This window comes from Rhodococcus sp. OK302 (genome assembly GCF_002245895.1).
Classification (GTDB): Bacteria; Actinomycetota; Actinomycetes; order Mycobacteriales; family Mycobacteriaceae; genus Rhodococcus_F.
Window position 1 is genome coordinate 499940 of the sequence record NZ_NPJZ01000002.1, and the last position, 25219, is coordinate 525158.

Consider the following 25219-nt stretch of genomic DNA (forward strand, 5'->3'; position numbering starts at 1 on the left):
CAGTTCAGTCAGACTCTCAGCGCGTGCGGCGAACTGCCACGAGAGCGCCGACGCCACCGACAGCGAGGAGCAGCACTGCGAGGCCGAACCCGGTCGCGGAGTTGAAGCCGATACCGGCACCGCCACCGTCGATCGCGTGCGGACGCTCACCCGTCGGACCAGGCCTTCCCGGCGTCGCCGTTACGCTCGGCGCGGTGGGCCGATCCGATGTGGTCGGTGCGACCGTCGTGGTCGGTGCGACTGTGGTGGTCGGTGCGACCGAAGTACCCGGGGTCCCCGGAACACTCGAGCCGAGCGATCCGCCGGGATTGTCCAGGCTGCCCGATCCGAGGCTTCCCAGCCCAAGGCTGCCCAGTCCGAGACCGATGGATCCGAGACCGATGGAGCCGAGGTCGCCGATGGACCCGACGCTGCCACCCGCGCGAGAGACGAAGCCGAAGTCCAGCGTCATGTCCTGATCGCCGATCTCAGGCAGGTTCTCCGACGTCGAGGACCATGAATCCGAGTCCTTGTCGCGGGCACCCGCGTTCGCCTTGGTCGGCACGTAATCCTTGAGTGCTTCCTTGGTTGACGGATCATCCTGGGCGATTTCGACGGTGTACTTCTGCCCGGGCGTCAGACCCTGGAAGGAATACCTGCCGTTCTTGTCCGTTGTGGTGGTGTTGACGTAGTCCTCACCGAGGTAGTTCTTGGTGACGGGTGTGCCGTCCTCGTTGAGGACCTCCAGCACTACGCCTTCGATACCGGACTCTTCGACATTCTGAAGTCCGTCCTTGTTCGCGTCGAACCACACGTAGTCGCCGACAGAGACGGCGCCCTTCGACTTCACGAATCCGAAGTCCAGCGTCAGGTCCTTGTCGCCGGAGTTCGGCAGCAGGGCCGATTCGGCGGTCCACGACGAGGAGTCCGTTGCCGGATCGCCCTTGCCAGTCAGGGTCGGCTCGAGGCCCTTGAGCGACGCGACGGTGGACGGATCGTCCTTGACGATTTCGACGGTGTACTTGTGTCCGGAGGCCAGGCCCTCGAAGCTGTACTTGCCTTCGGCGTCCGTCGTGGTGGTGTTCGTGTAGGGGTCACCCTTGTAGTCGACGGTTACGGGCTTGCCGTTCTCGTCGAGGACGCGCAGCACGACGCCGCCGATGCCGGTTTCATCCGAGTCTTGGATGCCGTCGCGGTTGGTGTCGAGCCACACGTAGTCGCCGACAGAGACGGCGCCCAGTGACTTGACGAATCCGAAGTCCAGCGTCAGGTCCTTGTCGCCCTGCTTCGGCAGATTCACCGAGGTGGAAGTCCAGGTGGACGAGTCACCCGCGCGGTCGCCGACGTTTTCCTGGGTCGGTGTCAGGCCCTTGAGCGCGGTGATCGTGCCCGGATCATCCTGGACGATCTTCACTGTGTATTTATGCCCGGGCGTCAGGGCGGTGAAGTAGTAGAGGCCGTTCGCGTTCGTGGTGGTCGTGTTGTTGTACGGGTGATCGCGGAAGTTCACGGTGACGGGGGTTCCGTCCTCGTTGAACACCGCCAGCTTGACGCCGGCGATCGGCGGCTCGTTGCCGTCTTGGCGACCGTCTTTGTTCTCGTCGAACCAGACGTAGTTGCCCACAGTCGCGGAGAGGGTTCCGACGCCCACGGCGCCGCTGTTCTGGCGCAGCGAGGCCGACCAGGTCTTGTCGCCGTCCCAACCACCCACGGTGTTCTGGATCGGCAGGAAATCCGCGAAGTCCTCCGTCAGGTCAGCTTTGAAACCGACGATCAGGCCCTCACCCTTGACGAGAGCAGGAGCGCCTGGGGTTGCGCCGCGCACCGTGATCTTGATCTGCGAGGCGCTGCACTCGATGGCGGCGCGATCGCCGAGCGGGGTGTCCTTGACCTCGTACTTGCCGGCGACCAGTACCAAAGTACGGCTCCAGAGCCTGAACGAGTCGCAGATAGGGGTCCAGCCGGGCTGCGGCGTGTCAGTAATGACGAACTCGGTGCCGGCGTAGTCGGCTTCGCGCTGGGTGCCGACCTGAAAGTTCCAGTTGATCTGCTCCTTCAACGAGGAACTGCCCTGGGTCTCATCTTTCCAGGAACCCCACTTCGAAGAATCGAAGTAGTTCGATCCGGGACCCGGATTCGGGTCGACCCCACTGCCGGCGTTGACATGGCCGTCGAGAGTGCCCGTGCCGCAACCGCCGAAGGTCATGCCCGGGAAGTCCTGCGGCACGTCGACAATGTCGTTGACGAGCGACCGATCCCAGCCCACCTGCACCCAGGCACTGCCGGCAATGTTGGCATGCTCGTCGGCATACTGGGTCAGAGTCATGGTCAACGTCTTGCCGTCGGCGCTCCAGGCGCCGGTGGCGACAACGGTGACATTGTCCGGCGCAAAGGCCTTCATCGGCAGTGTGCGGTTGGATACTTTCAGTTCGGTCGGTAGGACCAGGTCGAACGTCTCGCCTTGCCCCATGCCGTTCTTGATCGACCAATCCCACTCGATATCGGTGGTACCGCCGGCGTCGGAGGTGAATACACCGTCCTTGATGTTCGAGGCGCCTGGCTTCCAGTGGATGTTGCTCCATCCGCCGGCCTCGCAATCCGACGCGGGGTCTGCCTGTGCAATCCCGTGGAATCCTGGCAGGAGCACCAGCCCGGACAGCAATAGCGTGAGAGCAAGAACTCCAGCGAGAAGTCTTCGTGCCGCGTACGACGCGGCCGTACCGATTGCCATGTAATTACTTTCTCTGTCAAGACGTGAAGAATCTGCCCGGGACGGCTCGCAACAGAGTGCGCGAATATGCAGTCGAGACAAGGGCAGAACTGAGCAAACCAGACGGTGTGCAGTTGAGAAACTAACATGATCCATTCGTGTTCAGGTTTTCCTTGAGATTGCTCCGGGCGATTGGCTCCACGCCGAGAAAAATCACTTTGAACTGGCCTTAAGAACCTTCTTTGGGGTTCTCGGACGGACCAGGTGACTAGCTCGTCACACCCTTGAAACCAACCGCTCGCCGCACGCCATTTGTGGGCCTGGACGACGGTTTATGGGCGTTTGACGCAACTCTGTTTTCCGGGAATGCATAAGCGTTCACGCAGCTAGTTGCCATTTATTTGCCGAAGCGCAGCCGGCAGGCATGGAACAGATTGTCCAAATTCACATTTGTCGCGAATATGCAAATCCGTGTCCAATATATAAAAAGGGTGAATTCGGGGGTGAATTTAATGCAATTAATGCAATTAATGCCCTGGCCGACTGAACCCTGGAATTGTGAAAGAAACTCAGAGACGTGGCCCACATTTGCGACCTTCGGCTGTGGGTGGCACGGTTTGCCTGGAGCCGGTGGGCACAGTTTGATCAGGGACTGCTGATCGGCGCCGCCGATCACGGCAACGCCGAGATGTACGTTTTCCGCAGTATCTGACCAGGCGACGCGATCGACGCTACGCACCGATACCGTGTGGAGGTGAGACGGGCTTCTGTGTCAGTTTCAGAAGACGGTTGTAGGTGTGCAGGGGTTTTAGGGTCAAGTGCAGTCGACTTCTGACATTTTGGGTTCAGAAGTGCGCTGCACTTTCGAACTCCGACGCACCTCGGACCGCCCGTGATGATCGACGCCGTAATCGCCGCAGCCCGCGAAAACGCCGATACCGCCCGACAGTGGCCGACAGACTCGGCGGCCCGGACTCGACAATGCGATCAACGCTGCCCGCGAAGCTGACGTGTTCTGTGTGACGAAACTCGACCGACTCTCCCGGTCCGCGAAGGACCTCCACGAGACGGTGGGGCGACTGGCCGACAAGGGCGTTGCGTTGTCGATCGACGGGAAGATTTACGACCCGACCGATCCGATGGGCAAAATATTCATCGGCGTTCTCGGGTTGACGGCCGAATTCGAGTCGGATCTGATCAGAAGTCGGACCAGGGACGCCGTGGCGGCGGCCGCGGCGGCCGGCAAGATAAAGGGTCGTCAGCACAAGCTCACGCCGGAAGAGCGTGCGTACCTGTTGTGAACGTACGAGACGGGAAGTTCAAGATCGAAACACTGTGTAGGAATACAGGTTTGAATCGTTCGGCGCTGTATGCGAATATCGAGTTGGCCCGCACCGGGCGGGACGCTGAAAGACTCCCGGCACTCTGAGTTCGCCCCGGCTGTCGATCCGTCACGTCTACGGCCGACCGTGATTATCGAGTACTCCGTGCCAAATAATTCATTGAAAAACATGCCAAATAATTCCGAGAGTCACAGGCGAGCGACCTTTCGTTACCGAATCGTTGAGTGTCGCAAAACCTGTCCGAAAACTTATTGTCGCTCAATACTTCCTGTCGTTCAGTTCTGCAACACTGTGCCCTTGTGAGCACACTTCTGGGGTACGCGAGGGTCTCGACCGCCGATCAGGACCCAACACTGCAGACGGACGCACTGACGTCCGCCGGCTGCTACAAGATCTGGACCGACGTCGTATCCGGCTCGAAAGACGACCGGCCACAACTCGCCGCCGTCATCGAACACCTGCGCCCGGGTGACACCCTGGCGGTGTGGCGCTTGGACCGACTCGGACGATCACTGCCGCACCTACTGGAAACCGTTGCCCGCCTCGAAGCGGACGGCATCGGGTTCACGTCACTCACCGAAGAAATCAACACCACAACACCCGGCGGCCGACTGATCTTCACCATCTTTGACGCCCTCGCAGAATTTGAACGAAATCTGCTGTGGGAGAAGACATTTTCAGGGTTGGAAGCGGCGCGACGGCAGGGCCGTAACGGTGGTCGCCCCCCGGCGCTCGACGGCGGCAGCCTCCAACTGCCAAGCCGCGACGGTCAGCTGTTGACGCCTGCGGGATGTTGACGTGCTGCGCATCTCGAAGCCCCAATCTCGAAGGGGCTTCGTGATGCGTTTGTGTGGGCGTGCTGTTGGGCAACTGGTCCTCGCTGCGGTGTTTCTGCGGGCGCGGATTGGTCGTGGTGGGACAGTCTGTTGACTGTGGCGCTTGTGTCCGAGGAAGTATCGCTGGTAGACGACGGCGTGGTGGTGTGGTCAGAGCAGAGTCGCGAGCGCTTCCTGCAGGCCTGGGTAAGTGGGGTCTTCGGCCAAAACTTTCTCGATGTTTTTGCGCGCGGCGGCTTTCCGGTTCTGGGAGAGATCGACCTGCGCCCGTTCGAGCAATGCGCGATGTCGTACTTCGGAAGCGCGGGATCGGATCCGCAGTGCTTCTTTGAAGCTTTCGCGTGCGGCTTCGTTGTATCCGAGTTGCGCGAAGGCTCGCCCGCGCAGTGCGAACAGTAATGCGGTGGCGTCGTCTTCGTTGGTGACGCCGTTGGTCAGGTCGATGACGTCTTGGTGTCGGTCGGCGGAGCTGTAGAGGTCTGCCAACGAGAGTGCTGCGTGGGCTGTGGGGTTTGCGTGTTCGACTGTCCAGATTGCGGCGGGGAGGTCGCCGGCACTTTGGTGGAGTTCGGCGGTGGCGAGGATGTGGACGTCGTCGCTGATGCGCAGGTCGGCGGTGACGCCGTGGACGATTTCCACCGGCCACCTGCGTTCGGTGAGGTATCGCTGGACGAAGGGATCTGCGGACAGGTTCACGTGTTGGGCGACGACCCATCCGAGGAGGGAACGCGCTCGTTGGGCGGCAGCGGGGTTGGTGTCGGCGAATTCGAAGTGCAGCAATCCTTCCAGTGCCGCGGCGAGGATCCGCACGTTGGGGGCGGTGTGCCCGTGGCGTTGGGCGGCGCCGACGAAGTCGGTTGGTGTCCGCGAGTGCAGGATCTGGAACAGTTCGCGTTCCCCTGCGGGTGCAGAGGGAGGTGGCATCACCGGTAGCGGCGGTGGGGGCGGAAGCTGGGGGATGGGCGCTGCCGGGGTGTTGGCTGCCTGTCGGCGGGGTGCGGTCGGGGTGCTTGTCGATCGGGATCGGTTGCCGCCGATCGTCGATTGATGTGAGAGCCCGGTACCTGGCACGGACAGGGTGCGGCTGACACGGCCGTTGGCGTGCTTGGTGATTCGGGCGCCCTTGACGCCTGCGGAGTATCCGATGCCACTGCGGCTGACGTTGACACGGACCCCGGGGACGATCTGGATGCTTTTGCGGAATCTGAAACCCATGATCGGCTCCTACAGTTCGTATCCGGCGGGGACCGGTGGGTTGGACCAGTCGATGGGCGGTGGACCGTGAACTAATGGTGCGGCAACGGTTTCGGAGGTCTGGGCATCGGTGTCGTCATCGACGGTGACACCGAAATCGCGGGCCAAACCGGAGAGTCCGTCGTGGTAACCCTGACCGACGGCGCGGATCTTCCAGTGGTGGTCGCGGCGATAGATTTCGACGGTGACAGCGGCGGTTTCGCTGCTCCAGTCGTCGATGGTGAACATGGCAAGCGTGTTGCCGGCTGGGTCGTGGACGGTGATGTCTGCTGCTCTGAGGTCGGCGAGAGTTGCCGGGGCTGGGGCATCGAGACTGAGAACGATCGCAATGCGCTCGATCTCCTGATCGAGGCGGTGCAGGTCGACGGTGATGCGGTCCTCGATGGATGTTCCGGCAAGGCGTTTGCCGCCGTGGTGGGTGGAATCGTCTCGGGACTCAGCTTGGTTGTAGAACACGAAATCAAAGTCCCCACGCACCTTCCCGTCGGCGGCGAGCAGAAGCGCCGACAAGTCGGCGTCGATCAGGGGACGTTGCTCCCACACGCAGACCACCGTGATCTCGCCCTGATCGAGTGGGGCGTTCTGACCTTTGCTCAACTGCACGTGATGCGCTCCCTTGTCGTACCGGCTACCGCTACATCAAATCAGGGTTGCTCCCGGGATACACGCTCGGCGGCCAACAACAACGCACCCAGAGCTGTCCAAGACCGTGAAACCCGCAGCAGCACAGTGCGAATCGGACGATTTTCGGGGCATGCAGCACAGTCCCCGGATTCGTCGGAGAATGTTGACCAGCTTCATCGCCTGCTGAGGACGGCTGGCCGGTCGATCTCGGGTGAAGAACACGAACCGTCCGCGACGCACTGACTGTGCTGCAGTGGCATCCGATTCGCATGGTGGAACTGGCATCCGTACCGCTTCTTCGCAAGCGACCGGTTCGAGGTTCACGGCAGTGCCTTGCACAATCAACGCAGTGACCAGGGCGTGTCCGTCGAGGAGAGGTGCGCCGTAGAGATGTGCGAACGGACCGGCGGTATACCGGAACAGAATGCCCAAAACAGGTTTCGCTGCAACGCTTTTCGGCTAACGTGACAGTGCCCTCAGTGAGGACGAACTACATGCCAGGATGTCGGAAGTACGTTCCCGACTCAATCGAGACTGAAAATCGCTGCGCCCCACAGAAACCTGGACGCAGTCACGTCTGGACGACGCCGACCACCGGCGCAAAGTCACACGGCGGCAACCCATTGCTCGTATTGTCGAGCACGCTACCGAAAACCACGAACACGACGGTGCCTCGGCCCGTGTCGAGTGTGTTGGACAGAGTCACGATGTAGTCAGCCGGGCGCTGCTGATGGAGCGGCGCACGTCCGGATGCCATGGTGCTCAGATTGACCCACGCAACCTCGAGCAGGTCAGCTTGGCGGGGCGAGGACATCGCCGTGTTCATGGCGCTGAAAAACACATTCACCTGGCGCGGAGCGATGATCGGCACCGGCAGACTCTCGTCGACCGCGGGACCCGCAATCGCTTGGGCAATGCCGACCGAGTAGTTGTCGCTGCCAAATCCGCTCGGTAGGCAATCGGCCGCCGCCGTGTCGTATAGGAAAGGCTGGGCCTGTCCTTCTGCCAGGTGCACGGACCTCGGAAAATAGTTGTATCGAGGAGCCCCGCCGGCGATCCGTGAGAGCGTCGTCGCGACTGACGCTGCAGTTCGGGTACTGATCGGCATCGCTGCGGATTGCAACGCGGCCGATACTGCCGCCGCGTCGCCCTGAGGTTGGGCGTTGGCCTGAGCCGGGCCGGTTACAGCCATGACAACACCGACACACGCCGTCAGTCCTGCAATCCGTTTGTGCATGCCTGAACAGTAATGCGAACAGTCTGTTTTGGTTTGGGTGGCGCGCAGTAGTCCGGTGCTGGCGCGCCTTGCACGACAAGCAAAGATCCCCGAACGCCTTGCGTGGATCTTTCCCGTCATCGTCGACAGCGCAATCCTCGGCTCCACCATCGCGATCGTTTTCCTCAGCAAGCTCAAAACCAGCATCTGGGACAAAGGCTTCTACATCGCCCTCGCCGGCAGCGTCGTCGCGATCAGCATCCTCGGCAACGCCTACCACGCATTCCACGCCGCAGTCGCCGCACACACACAGATAGCAGCGGGGGAGAAGTCGGATACGTACCCCTCGAACCCGCGATCGCGGCCCTCATCGCAGTCATCCCTCCCGTATTCGTCCTGGTATTCACGCACGGCATCGGAATCTTGATCAAAGCCACCGGCATCGCGTACAGCGACTACCGAACGCAGATCGACAACCACAACGCCGTCCCCGCCATCGCCGCCGGCGAGGACGCCACGCAAACCCCGGGAAGCCACGCACCCGCGGCAGGCTTTGCAGTCGCAGCGGATACCGCGCAAAGCCTAAAGAGCACCGACAACGCGGCCGACAGCTCTACACATGAAATGCAACCCGACAACCGAATCGCCGACATCGATATTGCCGACGCGGACGTTCAGGCGAACACTTTGCCCGCCAGTGCACTCGAGCCGGACCTCTTTGCCGAACTCGAAGCGTTCATCGCAACATCCGATCTCCCTGACAAGAACACGAAAATCGTATTGCCAGAAGAATATTCAGAAACAGTAGTTGACGCGCTGACATCAGGTTGCGCTGTTAACAACCTGCACTACCGGCCGCGGATACGCAGAACACCACAGGCTTCTCTCCTACGCCGATTGTGCGGGCCGCCAAGGCGGTTGGATCACCCCCGCGATCAACGCCGTCACGTTCGACATCCTGTCGATGCGACGATGCGGTTCGCTTTCCGAAAATAGTGACCTGGATATAGTCGATACGATCCATTCAAGTTTTTTCGGGAAGGCGTCCATGGCCCTAGTCGACGTGAACGACACAATGTCCTCCATCCAACCGACAAGTGCACAGTCCAACAAGGACCTGCCGCCGTCAATGGTCGAACGAATGACGCTGATCCTCGATGCGTTCGACGACCGCGCCGCACGACTCACCCTCGAAGAAGTTGCGTGCCGCGCCCGGCTACCCCGCTCGACCGTCCACCGCATCCTCGACCAGCTCGTCAAACTCGACTGGGTCGTCCACGAGTCCTTCGGCTACTACCTCGGCCGACGCGCCCTCGGACCGGACGGCGGCGACGGCAGCCACAGCCGAATTCGCGCTGCCGCAGCACCACTGCTGCACGAACTGCACCTGAAAACCGGAATGGTCGTACATCTCTCGGTTCTCGACGAGTGCGAGAGCGTCTACCTCGACAAAGTAGGCGGGCAGTTCGCTGCGGCGTTACCCTCTCGCGTCGGCGGCCGCATCCCCGCGCATTCGACGGCAGGCGGCAAGGCGATGCTGGCATGGATCGATCCCGAACGGGTCGATGCTCTGTTCGGTACGACTCTCCCTCGCTGTACAGCGAACACCATCACCGGTATCGCAGTACTGCATCAGGAACTGAACCGGATCCGTCAGCGTCGGGGCCTGGCCTTCGAGCGCGGCGAATCGGCATCCGGGGTTGCCTGCGCAGCGTCGGCGATTCGCGGTCACGCGGGTCCGGTCGCCAGCATCGCATTGTGCGCAGACCTTCGCACCGCTCAGCTCGAGCGAGTAGCTCCATTGGTGATCCATGCGGCTCGTGAGGTCTCGCGAGCGTTGTACCCGGAATTGGGTGCTACCCGCCGTAGCCCTAAGGCTCCTCCGGTTCCCGTGAACACGTTTTCCGCGGAGACGATGGATCGCCTCATGGCAGTGTCGTCCGAGCACTGGACCTGAACCATTTTCGATCGACACTGCTCAACGCAGTTTCAGCTCTCGTAGCGTCGGAGCATTGTCGGCGTCATGCACCCATCGTCCGGAGAACCCGTGGCGCTCGAATTGCCCCCTTACTACGTGATTGGTCCCGAACGGTGCGTTGACCCTTAGCGACCAAGTTTCGCTTTTCGTCTACGGGCGGCAGCGGTTGCACAAAGGTAGCGCTCGGCGGCGGTGTAGTCGGTGGTCGTGCCGTCCCGATCGGTACTTCGGGTGATCAGTGCGAGGTACCGACGGCGGATTGCTGCGGCGTCGGGTTGTCCACGGAGAAATTCCACTGCCGCGATGCTTTCCGGGCTGGGTGGCGTTCCCCTGCGATGCCGCGTTTCGGCGGGGACCGGGCCACCTGGACCCGTCCTACTGCTGTCGCCGTTCACGGCTGCGTGGTTCGGGTATTGACGCGCGTGAGGTCGTGGTCGTAGTAGTCCAGGACACGGTGGTCCATGAGCCGCCTCCACAACGGCGGTATCCACGCGCACACGATCATCACCGCGTACCCCGCCGGCAGTTGCGGCGCAGTCGCGTTGCCACGTAGCGACTGGTACCGAAGGCGCGGGTTCGCGTGATGGTCACTGTGGCGTTGGAGTTGGTAGAGGAACAGATTGCTCACGAGGCGGTCACTGTTCCAACTGTCCTCGGGGCGCACTTTCACGAAGCTGCCGTCAGGTCTGCGGTTGCGCAGCAGTCCGTAATGCTCGAGATAGTTCGCGGCCTCGAGGAACGAGATCCCGGCGAAGGCCTGCAGCAGCAGCCATGGGGTGATCTGCCAGCCGAATGCTGCGATCAACGCGCCGAACACGGCGATGCTCATCGCCGAGGTCTGCACAATGGCGTTCGCCGGACTCCAGGCCCGTTTTCCCCGCCGGCGTAGGCGCGCCGTTTCGATCTGCCAGCCCGACGTCAACCCGCCGATGACACTGCGTGGCAGGAACGCCCAGAACGATTCGCCGAACCGGGCGCTGGCCGGGTCCTGCGGGGTCGCCACCCGGACATGATGGCCGTGGTTGTGTTCGACGAAGAAATGCCCGTAGAGCGATTGAGCGAGAACGATTTTCGCCAACCAACGCTCGACGGTGTCATTCTTGTGTCCGAGTTCGTGGGCGGCGTTGATTCCGACGCCGGCGACGACACCCACGGTCATCGCGAGGGCGATCTTCTCTCCCGTGGCCATCGGGGCGTGTACCCAGCACCAGCAGGCGAAGACCAGCCCCGCATACTGGAACGGCACGAAAAAGTAAGTACACCAACGATAGTAGCGGTCTTTCTGGAGCAGCGGGATCGCATCGTCGGGTGGGCTCTGGCCGTCTTCGCCGGCAATGAGATCGGCTATTGGAATGACCAAAACCAGGATCCAAGCGCCCGTGGCCCAGAACAAACCCAGGTGCAGGTGTTCGACGAGGAACCAGGACAGGAACGGGCTCAGGGGGATCAGCAGTCCCAACGGCCACCAGTAGCGTTTCCGGTCTCGCCAGCGGGGAGGGGTGACTGTCTCGGGTACAGCGGGTTTAGAGGTCATCAAGATAGTCCGAGCAGGTGCAGCACTACGGTGGGGCTCCGGTCTTTAGACGAACATGTAACCGATGTATCCCATTCCGCCGCAATAAGTTACATGTGCACCGAGCCGCAGGGTGATGATCGAACACCGAAATGGCCGTGAGTGTGCGTTCTCGGCGCCCTGTCGGCCATCTGGCGACAGGGCGCCTCGGTTCTGTCGAGGTCGTCGGGGAGATGTGAAAGCTGTCAATGATGTTGCAGCAGAGCTTCGATCGGAGATATGTGCTTTTGGGCCGAGCGGCGATCCGGCCCTATCGCGGTAGTTGTACGTCTGCTTTCCGCGGGGCGTAGGTACATTTGCGCGGGTGACAGACGTCATAACGTATTTTGTCGGGGAGTCCTGTGGAATCGCTGCTGCGGAAGGAGGCTCGAAGGACCGTCTCTGGCAGGTCCTGGCCGGGTTGCACTGCGCCACCTGTCAACGTGATGTGGTCTGGCTTCGATCGTGGTGAAGGCCTGCTATCGACGCCTACCCGTCGAACCCGGTGCGTCGAGGATGAAACAGCACGCAGAACGGGCTACGCAATGCGGCGATGGCAGGGCGCCGACGAGGAGTGCCCAATGGCGGGCCGGCTACAGGAAGCAGTCTGGCCTGTGCCGGACGGTCTCGACGGCCACACAAGGTAGGGGACCGACGAGGCCGGTAAGACGCCAGCGGCAACATCAACGCTTACACTTCGACCATACATGTAAACCTCCTGATGTCGTCGCGGGCTCGATCCGATCATCATCGGAGGTTCCGCGAACCGAACGCGGCGGTATCGCAGCAAGATGCGACCCGCCAGGGTCTTCCACCCCCCGGTGCCGAGCTGGACCGGGAGATCAATCGTGTCGAGGGTGCAACGCCTCGTTCATGCTCTCCACCCCGCGCGCATGCGCCGACAGGTCCGCCCGCGCGGACCGCACCACGGCACTGCGACTGCGTGACCCCGACTCCTCCGAGTCCCCATCTGAGTTCGGCACGCCGTCGTCGCGGTGTCCTCGGGCATTACCGGACTCCTCCCGATCCGCCTGCGCACGAAGCAAGGATTCTGATTTCGGGGTATTTCGCATCAGAGCATTATTCCAGAATCAGGCCCGCCGCCGGCAACCTGTCCGCCGCCACCGCCGGGTTCCGGCCCCTACCTCGCGGTATCTGCCTGCCGGCGTAGCTCTCGCGGCGGATGGAAAATTTCTGTAGCGATGAGGGTAGACATTCGCATTTACCTGTTGTAGTTTTTCTCTCGTACCGAGAGAACGAATCAAGAGGTGCGGGAGAAATGAACTACCCGCAAGCAGTACCGCAGGGCAGGGCAGCGTCGAGGTCGAAAAGTTGTGTTCGAGTGTGTGGCCTCGGCAGCCCCTTGAGAGCGGCTACCGGACAGCAGAGTCCGGCAGCTCGAAAGAGTGCAGTTGTGTAAGGAAGTTCAACCCAGACCCCCGGCGTCCTCCACGGCGCCGGGGGTCCCGTCCGTTGACCGAAAGAAGACATCCAATTCAGGCTGAAGTACCCGGCAGTGCACTGTCCGGAAAATTCGACGACGAGGACTACCCGGCGTACAGCATGGGCCAGGCTGCTGAGCTTCTCGGTGTCCGGCAAGCGTTCCTGCGCAGTCTCGATGCCGCGAAATTGCTCACCCCGCAGCGGTCCGGCGGCGGGCATCGCCGCTACTCCCGTTACCAACTCCGTCTCGCTGCCCGCGCCCACGAGCTCGTCGCGGAAGGCACCGCTCTGGAGTCGGCGTGCCGGATCATCATCCTCGAAGACCAACTCGCGGAAGCTCGCCGTATCAACGCCGAACTCCAGGACGCCCAGCAGTGGGAGAACGGGCCCGGTACTCCGCCCGAATGATTCCGATCCCGAGGCGCCGGCCCCTGCATATTCACTCCGCAGTGACCGCCGACTTGTACGGCGTGGGAGGATAGAGCCATCGAGATCGGGACTTCGATGTGAAACCCGGATCGATTTTGTTGGGAGTTTGTATGGCGCAGGGCATCGTGAAGTGGTTCAACGGCGAAAAGGGCTTCGGTTTCATCGCCCCCGACGACGGAACACCGGACGTGTTCGTTCACTTCTCTGAGATCTCGGGCAGCGGCTACAAGTCGCTGGATGAGAACCAGCGTGTCGAATACCAGGTCGGCCAGGGCCAGAAGGGCCCGCAGGCCACCGATGTGCGCACTGTCTAGTCAAAGACCATAAGGAGAGGGTCGCCCCCGCAAGGGTGCGGCCCTTTTCCTATGTCGCGGCGGTCTTTCGGGCTGTCAAACGAACACTTCGACAGAACCACCACACCCGATCGCGGCCCGAGAGCACGACAGTCGGCCCGCCCAAGACAGGAATCGCGACATGACCGAGCCCATCCATCAACTACACCCGGTCACCATGCAAGTGCATTCACACCGCCCCCGCCAACCGCGGGCAACGATTACCAAAACAAAAATTCTCGAAGCCGCTGCGCGAGCATTCGCCGACGACGGCTATGCCGCCACCTCAATGACCGATCTCGTCGCTGCCTCGTCATCGACGAAAGGTGGAATCTATTTCCACTTCGACTCGAAAGAGGCGATAGCTAGAGAACTCGTCACGCACTGGTCGAGCGCGCTTCATCATGCATACTCAGCGACACAGGAGTCACCGCAACACTCCGTCGCCGACATCATCTCGTTTTTCCGGGATCTTGCGGCCAGTGTCGCAGTCAGTTCACTGGCACGTGCCGGTCTCCGACTCGCTGCGGAAACCGGAATCGACGGCGCCCGAGAAGCATTTGCCTATTGGGTCGATATCACTAGCCTGCTCGTCGCTGCTGCGATCGAATCAGGAGAGCTCCCTGACAACTCCGTAACGCGTCAACTCGCGTGGAATCTGTGTGCGGGATTCTTCGGAACCGTCACCATCATCCGAGTCGTCGGCGACCCGGGCGATTTCACCACTCGGATGCAGAACCTGGCCGACGTGCATCTTTCGGCATGCGCGAGCGCGAAGATGAGTTGACTTACTGCTGCTCGTTCACCGCCAGGAGCCCACCGTTCGTCGCCCGGAGCTCGCCCAACAGAGGAAAATCGGCAGTACCTGAGTGGTCGTCCGTTATGTTCATGGGGGTGGTTACCCGTTGTGGCCGCTGCGCACCCCCGAAGGTGTGAACTGCACCTCCGAAGGACGCACCCCCATCGCCGTCGAAAGACCCCACCCGCACACGCGGGTTACCCGGACTGTCGCCAACACCGTCATCGATTCGATCGGAGTCGGCGCTTTCCCTATCGGGGTGGCGATCACCCCCGACGGCACCTGCGTTTACGTCACCAACTACTACGGCCACTCGGTGTCGGTGATCGAGATCGCTACCAACATCGTCCTGGTCACCATCAGGGTAGGAATCTCGCCGGTCGGGGTGGCGATCACCCCCGACGGCACCCACGCCTACGTCACCAACCAAAACGGCCACTCGGTGTCGGTGATCGAGATCGCTACCAACATTGTCGTGGACACCATCGGAGTCGGTTCGTCTCCCGTCGGGGTGGCGATCACCCCCGACGGCAGCCACGCTTACGTCACCAACCAATTCGATAACTCGGTGTCGGTGATCGCGACCGCTACCAACACCGTCGCGGACATCATCGCGATCGGCGCAGAGCCGTGGGGGGTGGCGATCGCCCCCGACGGCACCCACGCCTACATCATCAGCCCGTTCGGTAATTCCGTGATCAACACGACCACCGGCACCCTGACCACTACGCCCATCGGGGCCGGCAGGTCTCCCGTTGGGGTGGCGATCACGCCCGACGGCGCCCTCGCCTACGTCACCAACTACTACGGCAACTCGGTGTCGGTGATCTACACCGTCACCGGTGACGTCACCACAACACCGCTCGGAATCGGTGAGTATCCGGTCGGGGTGGCGATCACGCCCGACGGCGCCCTCGCCTACGTCACCAACTGGGGTAGCAACTCGGTGTCGGTGATCGCGATCGACCAGAGCACTGTCCTCACCGGACACAGGAGCACAACATCTGCGCCGTGATGCTCGCCTGCCAGCGCGAACACAATGGCCGGAAGTGCGACCGCAGAGCTTTCAGCTTAAGGAATTCAATCTCACTCAAACATTGCTGGAACCGGAACAATTCACCTGGCCGGAAGCGATGTAAACCACGCACTTGCGGGTTCCCTTGAACGTTACGCAGCAGCAAACGGTCTTAATCTTCAGGAGGTACTCGGTCAGGAAACTTTGCTGTACTTGGATATCGTCCTCGCTGTGATCGGGAAATGGCCGTGGTAGCGGTTTACTTCAGGTGCCTGTAGAGGGTCGTGCGGCCGACTCCGATGATTTCGGCGAAGTCGGTCAGATGTATTCTGTTCTCCCGCATCCGTTGTGCCTGAGCGAGTTTCGTCGCCGTCATCTTCGGTGGCCGGCCCCCAGTGCGGCCACGTGCTCGGGCCGCGGCGAGACCGACCTGAGTCCGTTCCCGCTCAGATTACGTTCGAATTCGGCGAGAGCGCCGAAGATGGAAAAGATTAGTTTGCCGCCGGAGGTAGTGGTGTCGATCGCTTCGGTCAACGACTTGAATCCGACACCGCGGGAGGCGAGATCTTCCACGGTTTGCAAGCGGTGGGGGAGGGAGCGACCGAGTCGGTCGAGGCGCCACACCACCAACGTGCCGCCGTCTCGAAGACGGAAAAGCAGGTCGCTCAGTTGCGGGCGGTTGGTCGTTGCACCGGATGCAGTTTCGGTCCAGGCATTGCAGGTGGGTCACTCCCGACTTACTGAGACGCCAAGGTCGCTGGGAACACATTAAGATTCGTTCGGTTCTGGTGCATTGATCGGTGAGACAGTCCCAGATTCGGCCCTTACTGAGGCATTACATCGGTAAACACCGCAGGAGGATCGGTGATCGGACGTGTGCCGCGTGCGCACCCGCCTAGGCTCAGCGTATGGCGCACAGAGGGGTATTCGATCCGGCCGATCACGACGTGTTCAACGAGCAGCGACAACGCTTCGACTGGAGCCTTCTGCAAAACGGCAACGAGCACCGCTATGAGACCGCGTTCCAACTCGACAGCGCATGCACCCGCCTCACCGATCTCGGCTACCTCGTACACCACATCGATGCCCATCCATGGACCCACCGTCGCGGGCATGCACACCGCATTCGCGAATGCGATGTCCTTCCCCGCTTACTACGGCTGCAACCTCGACGCGCTCAATGACGTGCTCTCTGACGTCGCCGGATTCGACTACGGCAGCGATCCCGCCAGCTTCGGCACCGTCCTCGCCATCGCCGGATACGACACTCTCGCCGAAATCGATCGGGGCACCGCCGACGCAGTTCTCGACATCTTCGCAGTTCAAGCACGCCTAGCGGCGCTCTACGCACATCCGATGCTGTGCCTGGTCGAATCCACCGTCACTGACTTTCCCGCAGTCGGTGGCCGCCCTGTCTCCGTCGGCAGCTTCTGGGATGTCGAGCCGGATCCGCCGGCACCGTTCCACGACGAGGATCTTATCGAGCACGTCTTACAGGTCTATGCGGACGAAGACAGCGCTTCCCAGTACGTCGCCGCACTGCACTCAGTCCTTGCCGATACCCTTACCGATCTAGGCCGCTGGCAGATCCTCGATCCAGTGCTTGCCTCCGAGCGCACCGCAGCTTTCCGCACTGAGTATCGACAGGAATCGCCTCCACCGGGAAATTGGTTGTGGGAGATCTTCATTGGCCTCCGCGGTGTCGGGGACTGCACTGTCCTCGGCAACCAACTCGTGCACGTCCTCTCTGACGCCGGAATGCACTTCGATCAGCTGATCACCAGGTTCTATGCGGCCGGAACCGAGGAACGAGGGCAAGCTCTGAATCGCTACCCCAACCTCCGGAATCGGGTCTATCTCTAGCTCCTCTGTCAAGCGGCAGCAGTTTCGACGCCCGCAGTGAGGTCGGTTCGTAGGGCCGCGTAGACGACGTCCGAGAGCCGCCGTTTGAGCACACGCAATGCCTCCATGCCGCTGTCACCGCCGGCCTTGCGGCGTTCCATCATCTGTTTTGCTGGTTCGTGCCAGTGCGCCTGGGTCAGCGCGATCCGGTGCAGGGCCGCGTTGAGTTGGCGATTCCCGGTACGGCTGAGCCGGTGGCGCGCCCTGTTGGAGGACCAGACCGGCATCGGCGCGGTGCCGTTATGACGGGCGTAGGCGTCCTTGGATCGAAACCGATCGACCCCGGCGGTCTCACCAAGAATCTTGGCCGCAGTTATAGCTCCGCAACCAGGGATCGCGATCAAAGACGGCGCCATATCGGCTACCAACGTAGCGATTTCTGCGGTGAGCTCGTTGATCTGCTTGGTCAGTGCGCGGCACCGATCGAGCAGATCGCGGGCAAGTCGCACAACAGTTCCCGTAAACGGGTCCAGGTGTGCCGAAACCTTGTCCAGGATGGCAAGTCGATCCAGCGATCGGGCCTTCGGCTCCCAGGACGGGTCTAGTTCATGTAGATACCAGCGCAATCTATTGATCGCCCGAGTACGTTCTGCAACAAGGGATTCACGGTGATCGCCGAGTAACCGCACGTCGCGGTCAGGGCCATCCAATCGGGCCGTGGGAAGGTCGGGTTCCCGCTGAGCGGCCCGTGCGACGGCCAGCGCATCGATGGGATCGGACTTGCCGTAGGTGCGAGCCGAGTCACGGACGTGGGCCATCAACTTTGGTGGCACCCGCACGATCGACTGGCCCGCGGCGAGCAGGTCGCGTTCCAGCCTGCGCGACAGATGCCGGCAGTCTTCGATTGCCCAGAGCAGACCGTTGCCCTTGGCTAACTGCTCTGCCCAGGTCAGCAGTCCCAGATGCTCTTTTGTGGTCGTAGTGATCGTCTTCGATGCCAGCTGGCGACCGTTGGGATCGACCGCGACGATGGTGTGGGTGCGCTTGTGCGCATCGACTCCCAGAGTGATCATTGAACCGGTCTCCTTGTCCTTGAGGGGATCAGGGATCGGTCGGTGGGCACATCCCAGTCAGGGGCGATTCCACGCTCCTCTCAAGCCACGCCGACCGGTCCTTGGCATCCGGTAGGCCGCACTACAGATAATGGCCACCAACGGCAAGTAACAGGTGGAGCGAACCCGCCGGACCCCTCCAATCAAACACTGGCGCTAACGGTGTTTCGGCCGGTTTCCATCAGTAAGTTTCCGATCCCGGCCAACGATCAGCGAACGTGATCGCAAACGCATTCAGAGCAGGCTTCCACCTCATTGTCCATCGTGCCTGGCCCTTGCCTGTCGGGTCGAGTGAACGCGTCACCAGGTAGAGGCATTTCAGCGCGGCAGCCTCGGTAGGGAAATGGCCACGAGCTTTCACCGCCCTCCGATAACGGGCATTGAGGGATTCAATCGCGTTGGTGGAGCACAGGACTCGGCGTATCTCGATGTCGTAGTCGAGGAACGGGATGAACTCCTGCCAGGCATTGGTCCATAGTCGGATGATCGCCGGATACGTGTTGCCCCAATGTTCGGCGAGATCGTCGAATGCGGCCCGCGCTGCCGCCTCGGTCGGGGCGGTGTAGATCGGCTTGAGATCGTGTTTGAGCGCATCCCAGTCCTTGCGAGATGACAGCCGGAACGTGTTGCGGATCAAATGCACGATGCAGGTTTGGACTGTGGTGGCCGGCCACACGTGCTCGACCACCTCCGGTAGGCCTTTCAATCCGTCGCAGACCAGGAAGAACACGTCCCGGGTGCCCCGATTGCGGATATCGGTCAGCACGGACATCCAGAATTTTGCGCCCTCGCCGCCCGTTCCGGCCCACAATCCGAGCACGTCCCGGCTGCCGTCGAGACTGACACCGATCGCGGCGTAGATAGGCCGGTTCGCGACCTGCCCGTCTCGAACTTTGACGACGATCGCGTCGATGAAAATCGCCGCGTACACCTCGTCGAGTGGCCGGGCAGACCACTCCTGCATCTCCTCGAGCACCTTGTCGGTGATCCGCGAGATGGTTTCTTTCGAGACGGATGCGCCGTAGATTTCAGCGAAGTGAGCGGAGATCTCACCGGTCGTTAATCCTTTGGCGTACAACGACAACACGATCTCGTCGACCCCGTTGAGTCGTCGTTGGCGTTTCTTGACGATCTGCGGCTCGAACGTCCCTTCCCGGTCTCTCGGGACTTCGATCGGGACGTGGCCGGTGGCCTCGGTCAACACCGTTTTCGGCCGGGTTCCGTTGCGGATGTTCGTCGATTCCCGGTCCGGTGGGGCTTGGTTCTTGTCGTGGCCGAGGTGCTCGGTCATCTCTTCGTTCAGTGCGGTTTCGAGGACGGTTTTGGTGAACTGTTTGAGCAGCCCGTCCGGTCCGGTCAGCGACAGGCCCTGTTCTTTAGCGAGTCGCACCAGTTCCGTGGCCGCCGCAGCTTCTGCGGAGGGCTCGGTCCTCTTCTTCGTCACATCTTCCAGTGTCGTCATCTTGGCACCTCCTCGCTGAGCATTCACTCAGCTTGTCGGGCCGAAACACCGATTATTGGACAGTCCCCCGGAATCCGGACGAGCGATACAGGAACCCTCACCGGCGTGTTCGAAAGACAGCCAGTGATCAGGACCCTTTGAGTTGCGCAGTCCCGGTAGTCCTGTCCGGTGAAGCAATCTCGAATCGGGGCGACGAACGGGGCGTCGGGTGTTCTGCCGAGTGTCCGTCGTCCGTAGAGGAATGGGTACGTGGATAGTTATGCGCTACTTCGGGTTGTCTCTCATTCGGGCGTTACTGGGGCACTGAATGCTGAGACATGGTCAGTGCTCGACCGAGAGATAAGCGCGGAGAACCGCTGGAGGCGTCAGTTTCAGAAGACACTGCACTTTTCAGAAGACGACTGCACGCTCGGCGAAAGCATCACCACCGAGCTATTCCCGTTCTGACGGCTGAACCAATCGAGATCTGGGATTGATCGAGTGGGTACTCCCGACTTACTGAGGCGCCGAGGTCTCTGGGAACGCATTGAAACGCCGGAAATGCTTGTGATACACAGGATTTGCTAGCATTTATACCCTCGCGACTCATAGGGTAGAGCGGTCAGCAGTCAGATTCTTTATGGGATAGGGATCCATTCGAACCAGAATGTGTCCATCTCGATCATCTTCCAGTTGGTAGTGCGACGTAGTTTCAGTTACCCCCGAAGAAGCCGAGCGACGCCAGCCAGGTGACCGCTGCCGCAACCGCCGGGGCGAGTTGCCCGAACCAAGTCGAATATGAGTCCATCTCCGATCACCTCCAGTTAGTAAGTACCCACCCAGCCAGCATGGAGCGTTGTCACGGACCCAGACACGGATGTTGTCCGGAATCAGCCCATAGCGCATAAGCCACCAGATCAGCGGGAAATCCATCTCGACCTCACTCCCAGTTGGGTTGTGCACTTCTCGGTCACCAACAACTAGTGGCAGTACACGCCGCCGCCCCACCATTGACACGGGGTGACCGACCTCAAGGCATCTCGCCATTCCTTCGGAAGGCCCAGCGTCCACCACCACAACGGAAAATCAAACATCGCGAGCACCTCCCGGGCGCTTATTTTGGTTGTGTGCGATCTAAGGGCAGTTTCCAAAGACTTCACATGGGAGCAGCTTGAGTAGCCCCGACAACCAGAGCGCGACTTCATATGGCAGCCAATAGAAGTAGTCCATCACGATCACCTTTCCGTTCGGTTGTGCGACTACCGGTTGCACCATCCGCCCAACTCACATGGGAGTCCGAAGAATAGGACGCGCCATGACTCCGGGAGGAACCCGAGCGTCCACCAAACCTGGGGGAAGCCCATTTCGATCACCTTCCGTACGGTTGCCCCGACCGTCTCTCGACGCTAGCCCGCGCGGGTTGACGATGGGAAGGTTCGCCCCATACCGGCAGAGTCCGTGGAAACGCGAGCGTGGGCGATTGACCTGGTAGGTGCTGGTTTTGTGTCCATCAACCGATGGTTTCTCAGACCGCAATATGCCCGTATAGGAGGCGATCGAGTTCAGTATGAAACTGCATGGCTTGGAAGACGCTCTATCGCAATCCGATCTCCACCGCAGGACCGCAGCGGCATCGGACTGGCCTGATACGGGACAGGCGTGTATCTCGTTCGGTTCTCCACTCAGCCAAGCCCCGCACCGGGTGAACCGGGCACGGATTTTCTCGTACGTCACTTCGATACCCGGGCGGCGATTGTCCTCGATCTTGCGGTCCGGGAGGGTGAACCGGTGGTGCAGCGGTGTTTCGCCGAGATCGTTTCGAGCAGAGACGGAATGATGCATTTGGTGTTTCGTTCGGAGCGATCAGACAGCGCGACGAACTTTCCGTCAGATATCTTCCGTGTCAGGAGATTTGTTGCGCGATGCGTTCAACAGCCTTCTTGAGATCTGGTAGAAAATTGGCGACAACACCGTGGATGATCGAACTGTTCAGACGGAAGTACTCGTGAATTGCGACGTTCCGGAGTCCGACGATTTTGTGCCATTCGATCTCGGGGGCTGTTGCCTTCGAATCCGAATCGAGGCTTTTCGCTGCTTCACCGATGATCCCGAGTTGCCTGACGATCGCGTCGTAGGCCATCTCGACATCGGGACCGGAAAGCTTCGTCTGGTAGCGCTCGATTTTGCCGATCGCCTCGATTATGTCGTGGCATCGGTCTGGGTTGCCTCTGCTCACACATCGACCATATCGGCGTGGGCAGTTTCCGAGACCGCTTCCTTGGCTACGCCTCGTGCCACGACGTCGACATGCCTGCCGAGTAGCTCCGAAAGCTCTTCGCCCAGGCCGAGCATCGACATCACCTGCTCGTAGTCCGGGCCGTCGATACTGACCATGAGGTCGATGTCGCTGTCCGGTCCTGCATCTCCGCGGGCCACTGACCCGAAGACCTTGACCTCGGATGCTCCGTAGCGGCGGCAGACCGACTCCAGTTCGGTGCGCTTCGCGCTCAACAGGGACCGCAGTTGCCGACTGTAGAGCGATGCGGTCATGCGGGGCTCCTTGGAAGTGACGGTTCGTCGACAATGATACCGCTCACTTGGAGAAGTAGAGGGATTGTCCCTAGCTCTGTGTACAGGCATCGCGGTTATGAGGGACGGACCCTAGAGGCGGCCCGACAAGCTGAGTGAATGCTCGGCGAAGGAGTGCAGTGGTGACGACACGGGAAGATGCGGGCGAAGAAGAAGGCTGAGTCGTAGTCCGCGGAAGCCGCATCTGGTCCAGTACCGAAGTGCATCTCGATGGCGGGATCCTGCTGCGTAAAGATGACTGAAGCCCCGACTGTCCGGTAGTTGTCCACCTGGATGGTCGGGATTTGTTGTCGTTTCAGGTGGCCCACCGGTCTCGCATGCGAGTATCTGTCCGGTGGGCCGGCGCGTCCGAGCCGGCAAAGGTGGACGCGCGTCCATAATGGTACTTCGAGAGCTCCGTCCGAGTTTCGCACCCGGAAGGTACCCATTCCGCGCGGCTTCTGGGATGCGGATCGGGTGTCTTGTCTCGGGGGTCGGTGATTTCGCGCCGTGGGCGGTGAGGAAAGTAGGTGGGCGCGGCCAGTGGTGCGGAGTCGCAGAAACAAGGGCGTGGTTGCCGCTTTCGCCAGGACGCTGTTCAATTTTTTATTCGAAATATGTTGCGATTAAGTACTTCTCGCATTGTTTGGTCGCTGCGACAAGGTCGTGTTGCCGCTGATGTGGGTGTCGAGTGTTCGTCGTTCGGGGTGTGATTTTCGGACTCGTTGTCGAGATCGTCATTGCAGGGGTTGGGTGTTCGGCCTTGTCGAGTTGCGGAGCTGGCTAGCTGGGATGATTGCGGATACGTCAAGAGGCGGAGTGCTCGGTGCACGCGGAACCGTCGTGCCGGGGCTATCGGTATCCGGTCGAGATCATCGCGCAGAGTGTTTGGCTGCACTTCAGGTTCCCGCTGAGCCTGCGCGAGGTCGCGCACGCCACGCAGCGATCGCGCTCGATTCGGCAGCGCACCGCCGAACTCAGCACTGGGCCAGGACGATTCATCGCGCCCATGACGGTCTGGACGGAATCATCTACCGGGGCCGGTACGCCGGGACCGTATGTGGGCGTTGTTCGAGCGTGTCGCCGACGCATTCCCCGCTCTTCCGGAGTTCTCGGCGCCGTTGAGTCATCCAGCGTTGGCGGATCGAATTTACACCGCGGCGCATGAACTCGGGTACGCGATCGTTCGAGGCGTGCGCCCGATGGCCGTGACCTACGACATTGATGCAGGTTCGCCTCTCCTACGATGTAGTGGTGCGTCGCGTGCTGTTCGTCATCGTCGGTTGTGTGCTGAGTTGGGTGCTCGGTGCGGTCGTCGTGCGCCTCGGTTTGGACTGGGCAGATACTTTTCCCTATAGCGAGGCATCGGAGTGGCGTTACCTCGGCGTGGCGATGGCCGCCCTGCTCGTTGCGATCGGTGGTTCGGTCGCGGCTGTGCTTGTGGCGCGCCTTCGTCATCGCCGAGCGTGACATGGAATCTAGGAGGCCAGGCCGCCGACAATCTGCGCTTCGCCGTCGTCGAGCGGATCAGGGTTTCGCACCCGCCCGGGCGCCGTCGCCGACGACAGGACTTGACCGGTCGCGTCATCCGGGTGTGGTGTCGAGGGTAAGTCCTGGGATGTGGTGATTATCGGATGGTGGGTGATCGAAGTTTTCGTGCTCGTGGACTGGGAACTGGCGCGCAGAGTCGGCGAAGTCGATGCCGCCTGGTTGCCAGTGCAGGTTCACCGGCGAGGCTGATGCCAGTGCGGGTGCGGCCACAACCAGGGGAAGAGGACCTCGCCGGTTGTGCCAATCGTTTGACCTGCTTGCGGTGTGTCCTCGACCGGCGGCAGCACTCCTCCGGGCGCTGGCCCGAGCAACGTCCCGCAGTGCAGGGGTGATCCCGAATTGTTGGCGATGGGCGTAATGGTGGTCGCTCGCCGGCGCTCGACGACAAACAAAGGCGACCGCCTGCAAGATGAAAAAGTGCCGGCGTCTCGATGACGGCTATCGCCAACACGCTCGGAGTCGCCAGATCAACCCCGGATCGCAACCTCGACTAGACGTTTGATGCACAGGACATCTGCACGTACAAATTCAGACGACGGCCACGCCCACCTAAAAGCGCCGAGCAAGCCGTGCCGTTCGATTCCTGAAACCGACATCGGGCCGCACGACAGAACTGGCCGAGCCATGCGCGCATCCACAGTGACTCTGTGCGTGGGTTCGAAATCCCTGAGCGAGCACGCTTTTCGAGGTCTTTAGTCGATTCCTGGGTACATGGCTGCGGCGGTGAGGATGGCTGTGGCCGTACCGAGGCAAAGCGGCCGGTACACCATGTTGTCCAACCGAATGAAGCGTGGTGAGGGTTTATCCAGGCCGAGGACCTTGGTGGCCGCCCGTCCGCCGGCGACACCGCGAGCTGCAACACCGGTGGCCAGGGCGACCCTCGCCACCGTTGCGGTTCTGCCCGTCCCACCCCCTCCTGCCACTAAAGCGGCTGCAGCGGCAGTGAGTCCAACCACGGCGAAGCAAGCTCGGGCATCAGGCATGGTGTTGCTCCCCACCACGGCATCGGCCAAATCGGCCCGGGTGCGCATCGGCCATGTCGAACCGAGGCCCCAAGCGGTGTGGACCAATGCCGCCGCTGCGAACGCCGTCGAGCCGGTGAGGCCTGCGATGCGCGCCTTCGTGCCCAGAGATCGACTGGTGAAGACCGGGAGGGGAGTCATGCCGCCAACGTACCCCGGCGCCGTAGTGAGGG

The 25219-nt window shown here is 61.3% G+C and carries 25 protein-coding genes; 12 read left to right on the forward strand and 13 right to left on the reverse strand.

The genetic code is table 11. The annotated features are described in order from the left end of the window. Nucleotides 1–16 precede the first annotated feature (16 nt). Nucleotides 17–2710 (reverse strand): SdrD B-like domain-containing protein, encoded by a 2694-nt coding sequence (locus BDB13_RS30205; RefSeq protein ID WP_176459813.1) that lies wholly within the window; start codon nt 2708–2710, stop codon nt 17–19. Between the two features lie 556 nt (nt 2711–3266). Between BDB13_RS30205 and BDB13_RS33380 the strand changes: the two genes are divergently transcribed. The 3 genes from BDB13_RS33380 (at nt 3267) to BDB13_RS30215 (ending at nt 4829) form a co-directional block, all read left to right on the forward strand. Further along, nucleotides 3267–3401 carry a hypothetical protein gene (locus BDB13_RS33380; RefSeq protein ID WP_254923127.1) on the forward strand — a complete coding sequence of 45 codons (135 nt, stop codon included), beginning with the start codon at nt 3267–3269 and terminating at the stop codon, nt 3399–3401. 274 nt (nt 3402–3675) lie between these two features. After that, complete coding sequence (locus tag BDB13_RS30210) at nt 3676–3990, forward strand: recombinase family protein (protein WP_254923173.1); 315 nt, start codon at nt 3676–3678, stop codon at nt 3988–3990. Nucleotides 3991–4331: 341 nt separating this feature from the next. Further along, a complete protein-coding gene (locus tag BDB13_RS30215) occupies nt 4332–4829 on the forward strand; it encodes a recombinase family protein (protein ID WP_094275674.1) in 498 nt (165 codons plus the stop codon). Nucleotides 4830–5018: 189 nt separating this feature from the next. On the opposite strand, the gene BDB13_RS30220 is transcribed toward BDB13_RS30215, so the two are convergent. From BDB13_RS30220 to BDB13_RS30235, 3 genes are all read right to left on the reverse strand, one after another. Continuing rightward, nucleotides 5019–6083: a DUF4236 domain-containing protein gene (locus BDB13_RS30220; RefSeq protein WP_094275675.1), complete on the reverse strand. Its 1065-nt coding sequence runs from the start codon at nt 6081–6083 to the stop codon at nt 5019–5021. A gap of 9 nt (nt 6084–6092) precedes the next feature. Further along, nucleotides 6093–6725, reverse strand: a complete 633-nt coding sequence (locus tag BDB13_RS30225; protein ID WP_094275676.1) for a TerD family protein — start codon at nt 6723–6725, stop codon at nt 6093–6095. Nucleotides 6726–7317: 592 nt separating this feature from the next. Then, nucleotides 7318–7983 (reverse strand): Rv1157c family protein, encoded by a 666-nt coding sequence (locus BDB13_RS30235; protein ID WP_094275678.1) that lies wholly within the window; start codon nt 7981–7983, stop codon nt 7318–7320. Between the two features lie 37 nt (nt 7984–8020). Between BDB13_RS30235 and BDB13_RS33385 the strand changes: the two genes are divergently transcribed. From BDB13_RS33385 to BDB13_RS30245, 3 genes are read left to right on the forward strand one after another with little or no spacing between them, the layout of a single operon-like run. Further along, nucleotides 8021–8389, forward strand: coding sequence for a DUF2637 domain-containing protein (locus BDB13_RS33385; RefSeq protein ID WP_369597482.1), 369 nt, complete (start codon nt 8021–8023; stop codon nt 8387–8389). Continuing rightward, a complete protein-coding gene (locus BDB13_RS33720) occupies nt 8386–8958 on the forward strand; it encodes a hypothetical protein (protein WP_369597483.1) in 573 nt (190 codons plus the stop codon). The genes BDB13_RS33385 and BDB13_RS33720 overlap by 4 nt, the downstream gene beginning before the upstream one ends. Before the next feature lie 52 nt (nt 8959–9010). Next, nucleotides 9011–9919 (forward strand): IclR family transcriptional regulator, encoded by a 909-nt coding sequence (locus tag BDB13_RS30245; RefSeq protein WP_094275679.1) that lies wholly within the window; start codon nt 9011–9013, stop codon nt 9917–9919. Between the two features lie 146 nt (nt 9920–10065). Here BDB13_RS30245 and BDB13_RS30250 read toward each other — a convergent pair whose 3' ends face one another. After that, nucleotides 10066–10236, reverse strand: coding sequence for a hypothetical protein (locus BDB13_RS30250; RefSeq protein ID WP_254923128.1), 171 nt, complete (start codon nt 10234–10236; stop codon nt 10066–10068). A 95-nt stretch (nt 10237–10331) separates the two neighbouring features. Next, on the reverse strand, nt 10332–11474 hold the full coding sequence (locus BDB13_RS30255; RefSeq protein WP_094275680.1) for an alkane 1-monooxygenase: 1143 nt from the start codon (nt 11472–11474) through the stop codon (nt 10332–10334). A gap of 1491 nt (nt 11475–12965) precedes the next feature. Between BDB13_RS30255 and BDB13_RS30260 the strand changes: the two genes are divergently transcribed. The 4 genes from BDB13_RS30260 (at nt 12966) to BDB13_RS30275 (ending at nt 15510) form a co-directional block, all read left to right on the forward strand. Further along, the gene (locus tag BDB13_RS30260; protein ID WP_441347253.1) at nt 12966–13343 is read left to right on the forward strand and encodes a MerR family transcriptional regulator; all 378 of its coding nucleotides are present in this window, start codon (nt 12966–12968) and stop codon (nt 13341–13343) included. Between the two features lie 131 nt (nt 13344–13474). Beyond that, nucleotides 13475–13678 carry a cold-shock protein gene (locus tag BDB13_RS30265; protein WP_094275682.1) on the forward strand — a complete coding sequence of 68 codons (204 nt, stop codon included), beginning with the start codon at nt 13475–13477 and terminating at the stop codon, nt 13676–13678. 160 nt (nt 13679–13838) lie between these two features. Then, a complete protein-coding gene (locus BDB13_RS30270; RefSeq protein WP_094275683.1) occupies nt 13839–14483 on the forward strand; it encodes a TetR/AcrR family transcriptional regulator in 645 nt (214 codons plus the stop codon). Between the two features lie 82 nt (nt 14484–14565). After that, a complete protein-coding gene (locus tag BDB13_RS30275) occupies nt 14566–15510 on the forward strand; it encodes a YncE family protein (protein WP_094275684.1) in 945 nt (314 codons plus the stop codon). A gap of 259 nt (nt 15511–15769) precedes the next feature. Here BDB13_RS30275 and BDB13_RS33885 read toward each other — a convergent pair whose 3' ends face one another. After that, entirely contained in the window at nt 15770–15886 is a 117-nt protein-coding gene (locus BDB13_RS33885; RefSeq protein ID WP_441347254.1) for a hypothetical protein, read from the reverse strand. Further along, nucleotides 15883–16179, reverse strand: coding sequence for a recombinase family protein (locus BDB13_RS30280; protein WP_441347258.1), 297 nt, complete (start codon nt 16177–16179; stop codon nt 15883–15885). Before BDB13_RS30280 ends, BDB13_RS33885 begins: the two co-directional genes overlap by 4 nt. A gap of 342 nt (nt 16180–16521) precedes the next feature. Here BDB13_RS30280 and BDB13_RS30285 point away from each other — a divergent pair, with 342 nt between their 5' ends. Then, the gene (locus BDB13_RS30285) at nt 16522–17373 is read left to right on the forward strand and encodes a barstar family protein (protein ID WP_254923129.1); all 852 of its coding nucleotides are present in this window, start codon (nt 16522–16524) and stop codon (nt 17371–17373) included. 8 nt (nt 17374–17381) lie between these two features. On the opposite strand, the gene BDB13_RS30290 is transcribed toward BDB13_RS30285, so the two are convergent. The 4 genes from BDB13_RS30290 to BDB13_RS30305 form a co-directional block, all read right to left on the reverse strand. Continuing rightward, nucleotides 17382–18425, reverse strand: coding sequence for an IS110 family transposase (locus BDB13_RS30290; protein ID WP_094275652.1), 1044 nt, complete (start codon nt 18423–18425; stop codon nt 17382–17384). A 220-nt stretch (nt 18426–18645) separates the two neighbouring features. Further along, the gene (locus tag BDB13_RS30295) at nt 18646–19926 is read right to left on the reverse strand and encodes an IS256 family transposase (RefSeq protein ID WP_094275653.1); all 1281 of its coding nucleotides are present in this window, start codon (nt 19924–19926) and stop codon (nt 18646–18648) included. A 1882-nt stretch (nt 19927–21808) separates the two neighbouring features. Then, nucleotides 21809–22141, reverse strand: coding sequence for a HepT-like ribonuclease domain-containing protein (locus tag BDB13_RS30300; RefSeq protein ID WP_094275685.1), 333 nt, complete (start codon nt 22139–22141; stop codon nt 21809–21811). Continuing rightward, nucleotides 22138–22455 carry a nucleotidyltransferase family protein gene (locus tag BDB13_RS30305; RefSeq protein WP_094275686.1) on the reverse strand — a complete coding sequence of 106 codons (318 nt, stop codon included), beginning with the start codon at nt 22453–22455 and terminating at the stop codon, nt 22138–22140. The genes BDB13_RS30300 and BDB13_RS30305 overlap by 4 nt, the downstream gene beginning before the upstream one ends. Before the next feature lie 1242 nt (nt 22456–23697). Here BDB13_RS30305 and BDB13_RS32515 point away from each other — a divergent pair. Then, nucleotides 23698–23943: a hypothetical protein gene (locus tag BDB13_RS32515; RefSeq protein WP_094275687.1), complete on the forward strand. Its 246-nt coding sequence runs from the start codon at nt 23698–23700 to the stop codon at nt 23941–23943. A 773-nt stretch (nt 23944–24716) separates the two neighbouring features. On the opposite strand, the gene BDB13_RS30320 is transcribed toward BDB13_RS32515, so the two are convergent. Further along, entirely contained in the window at nt 24717–25187 is a 471-nt protein-coding gene (locus BDB13_RS30320) for a DUF3995 domain-containing protein (protein WP_094275688.1), read from the reverse strand. Nucleotides 25188–25219: the final 32 nt, after the last annotated feature.

Coding starts and splice junctions, on each gene's coding strand:
- BDB13_RS30205 (WP_176459813.1), bottom strand. CDS start 2,710: ATGGCAATCGGTACGGCCGCGTCGTACGCGGCACGAAGACTTCTCGCT.
- BDB13_RS30220 (WP_094275675.1), bottom strand. CDS start 6,083: ATGGGTTTCAGATTCCGCAAAAGCATCCAGATCGTCCCCGGGGTCCGT.
- BDB13_RS30235 (WP_094275678.1), bottom strand. CDS start 7,983: ATGCACAAACGGATTGCAGGACTGACGGCGTGTGTCGGTGTTGTCATG.
- BDB13_RS30245 (WP_094275679.1), top strand. CDS start 9,011: ATGGCCCTAGTCGACGTGAACGACACAATGTCCTCCATCCAACCGACA.
- BDB13_RS30255 (WP_094275680.1), bottom strand. CDS start 11,474: ATGACCTCTAAACCCGCTGTACCCGAGACAGTCACCCCTCCCCGCTGG.
- BDB13_RS30265 (WP_094275682.1), top strand. CDS start 13,475: ATGGCGCAGGGCATCGTGAAGTGGTTCAACGGCGAAAAGGGCTTCGGT.
- BDB13_RS30270 (WP_094275683.1), top strand. CDS start 13,839: ATGACCGAGCCCATCCATCAACTACACCCGGTCACCATGCAAGTGCAT.
- BDB13_RS33885 (WP_441347254.1), bottom strand. CDS start 15,886: ATGACGGCGACGAAACTCGCTCAGGCACAACGGATGCGGGAGAACAGA.
- BDB13_RS30285 (WP_254923129.1), top strand. CDS start 16,522: ATGAGACCGCGTTCCAACTCGACAGCGCATGCACCCGCCTCACCGATC.
- BDB13_RS30290 (WP_094275652.1), bottom strand. CDS start 18,425: ATGATCACTCTGGGAGTCGATGCGCACAAGCGCACCCACACCATCGTC.
- BDB13_RS30295 (WP_094275653.1), bottom strand. CDS start 19,926: ATGACGACACTGGAAGATGTGACGAAGAAGAGGACCGAGCCCTCCGCA.
- BDB13_RS30305 (WP_094275686.1), bottom strand. CDS start 22,455: ATGACCGCATCGCTCTACAGTCGGCAACTGCGGTCCCTGTTGAGCGCG.
- BDB13_RS32515 (WP_094275687.1), top strand. CDS start 23,698: ATGCAGGTTCGCCTCTCCTACGATGTAGTGGTGCGTCGCGTGCTGTTC.
- BDB13_RS30320 (WP_094275688.1), bottom strand. CDS start 25,187: ATGACTCCCCTCCCGGTCTTCACCAGTCGATCTCTGGGCACGAAGGCG.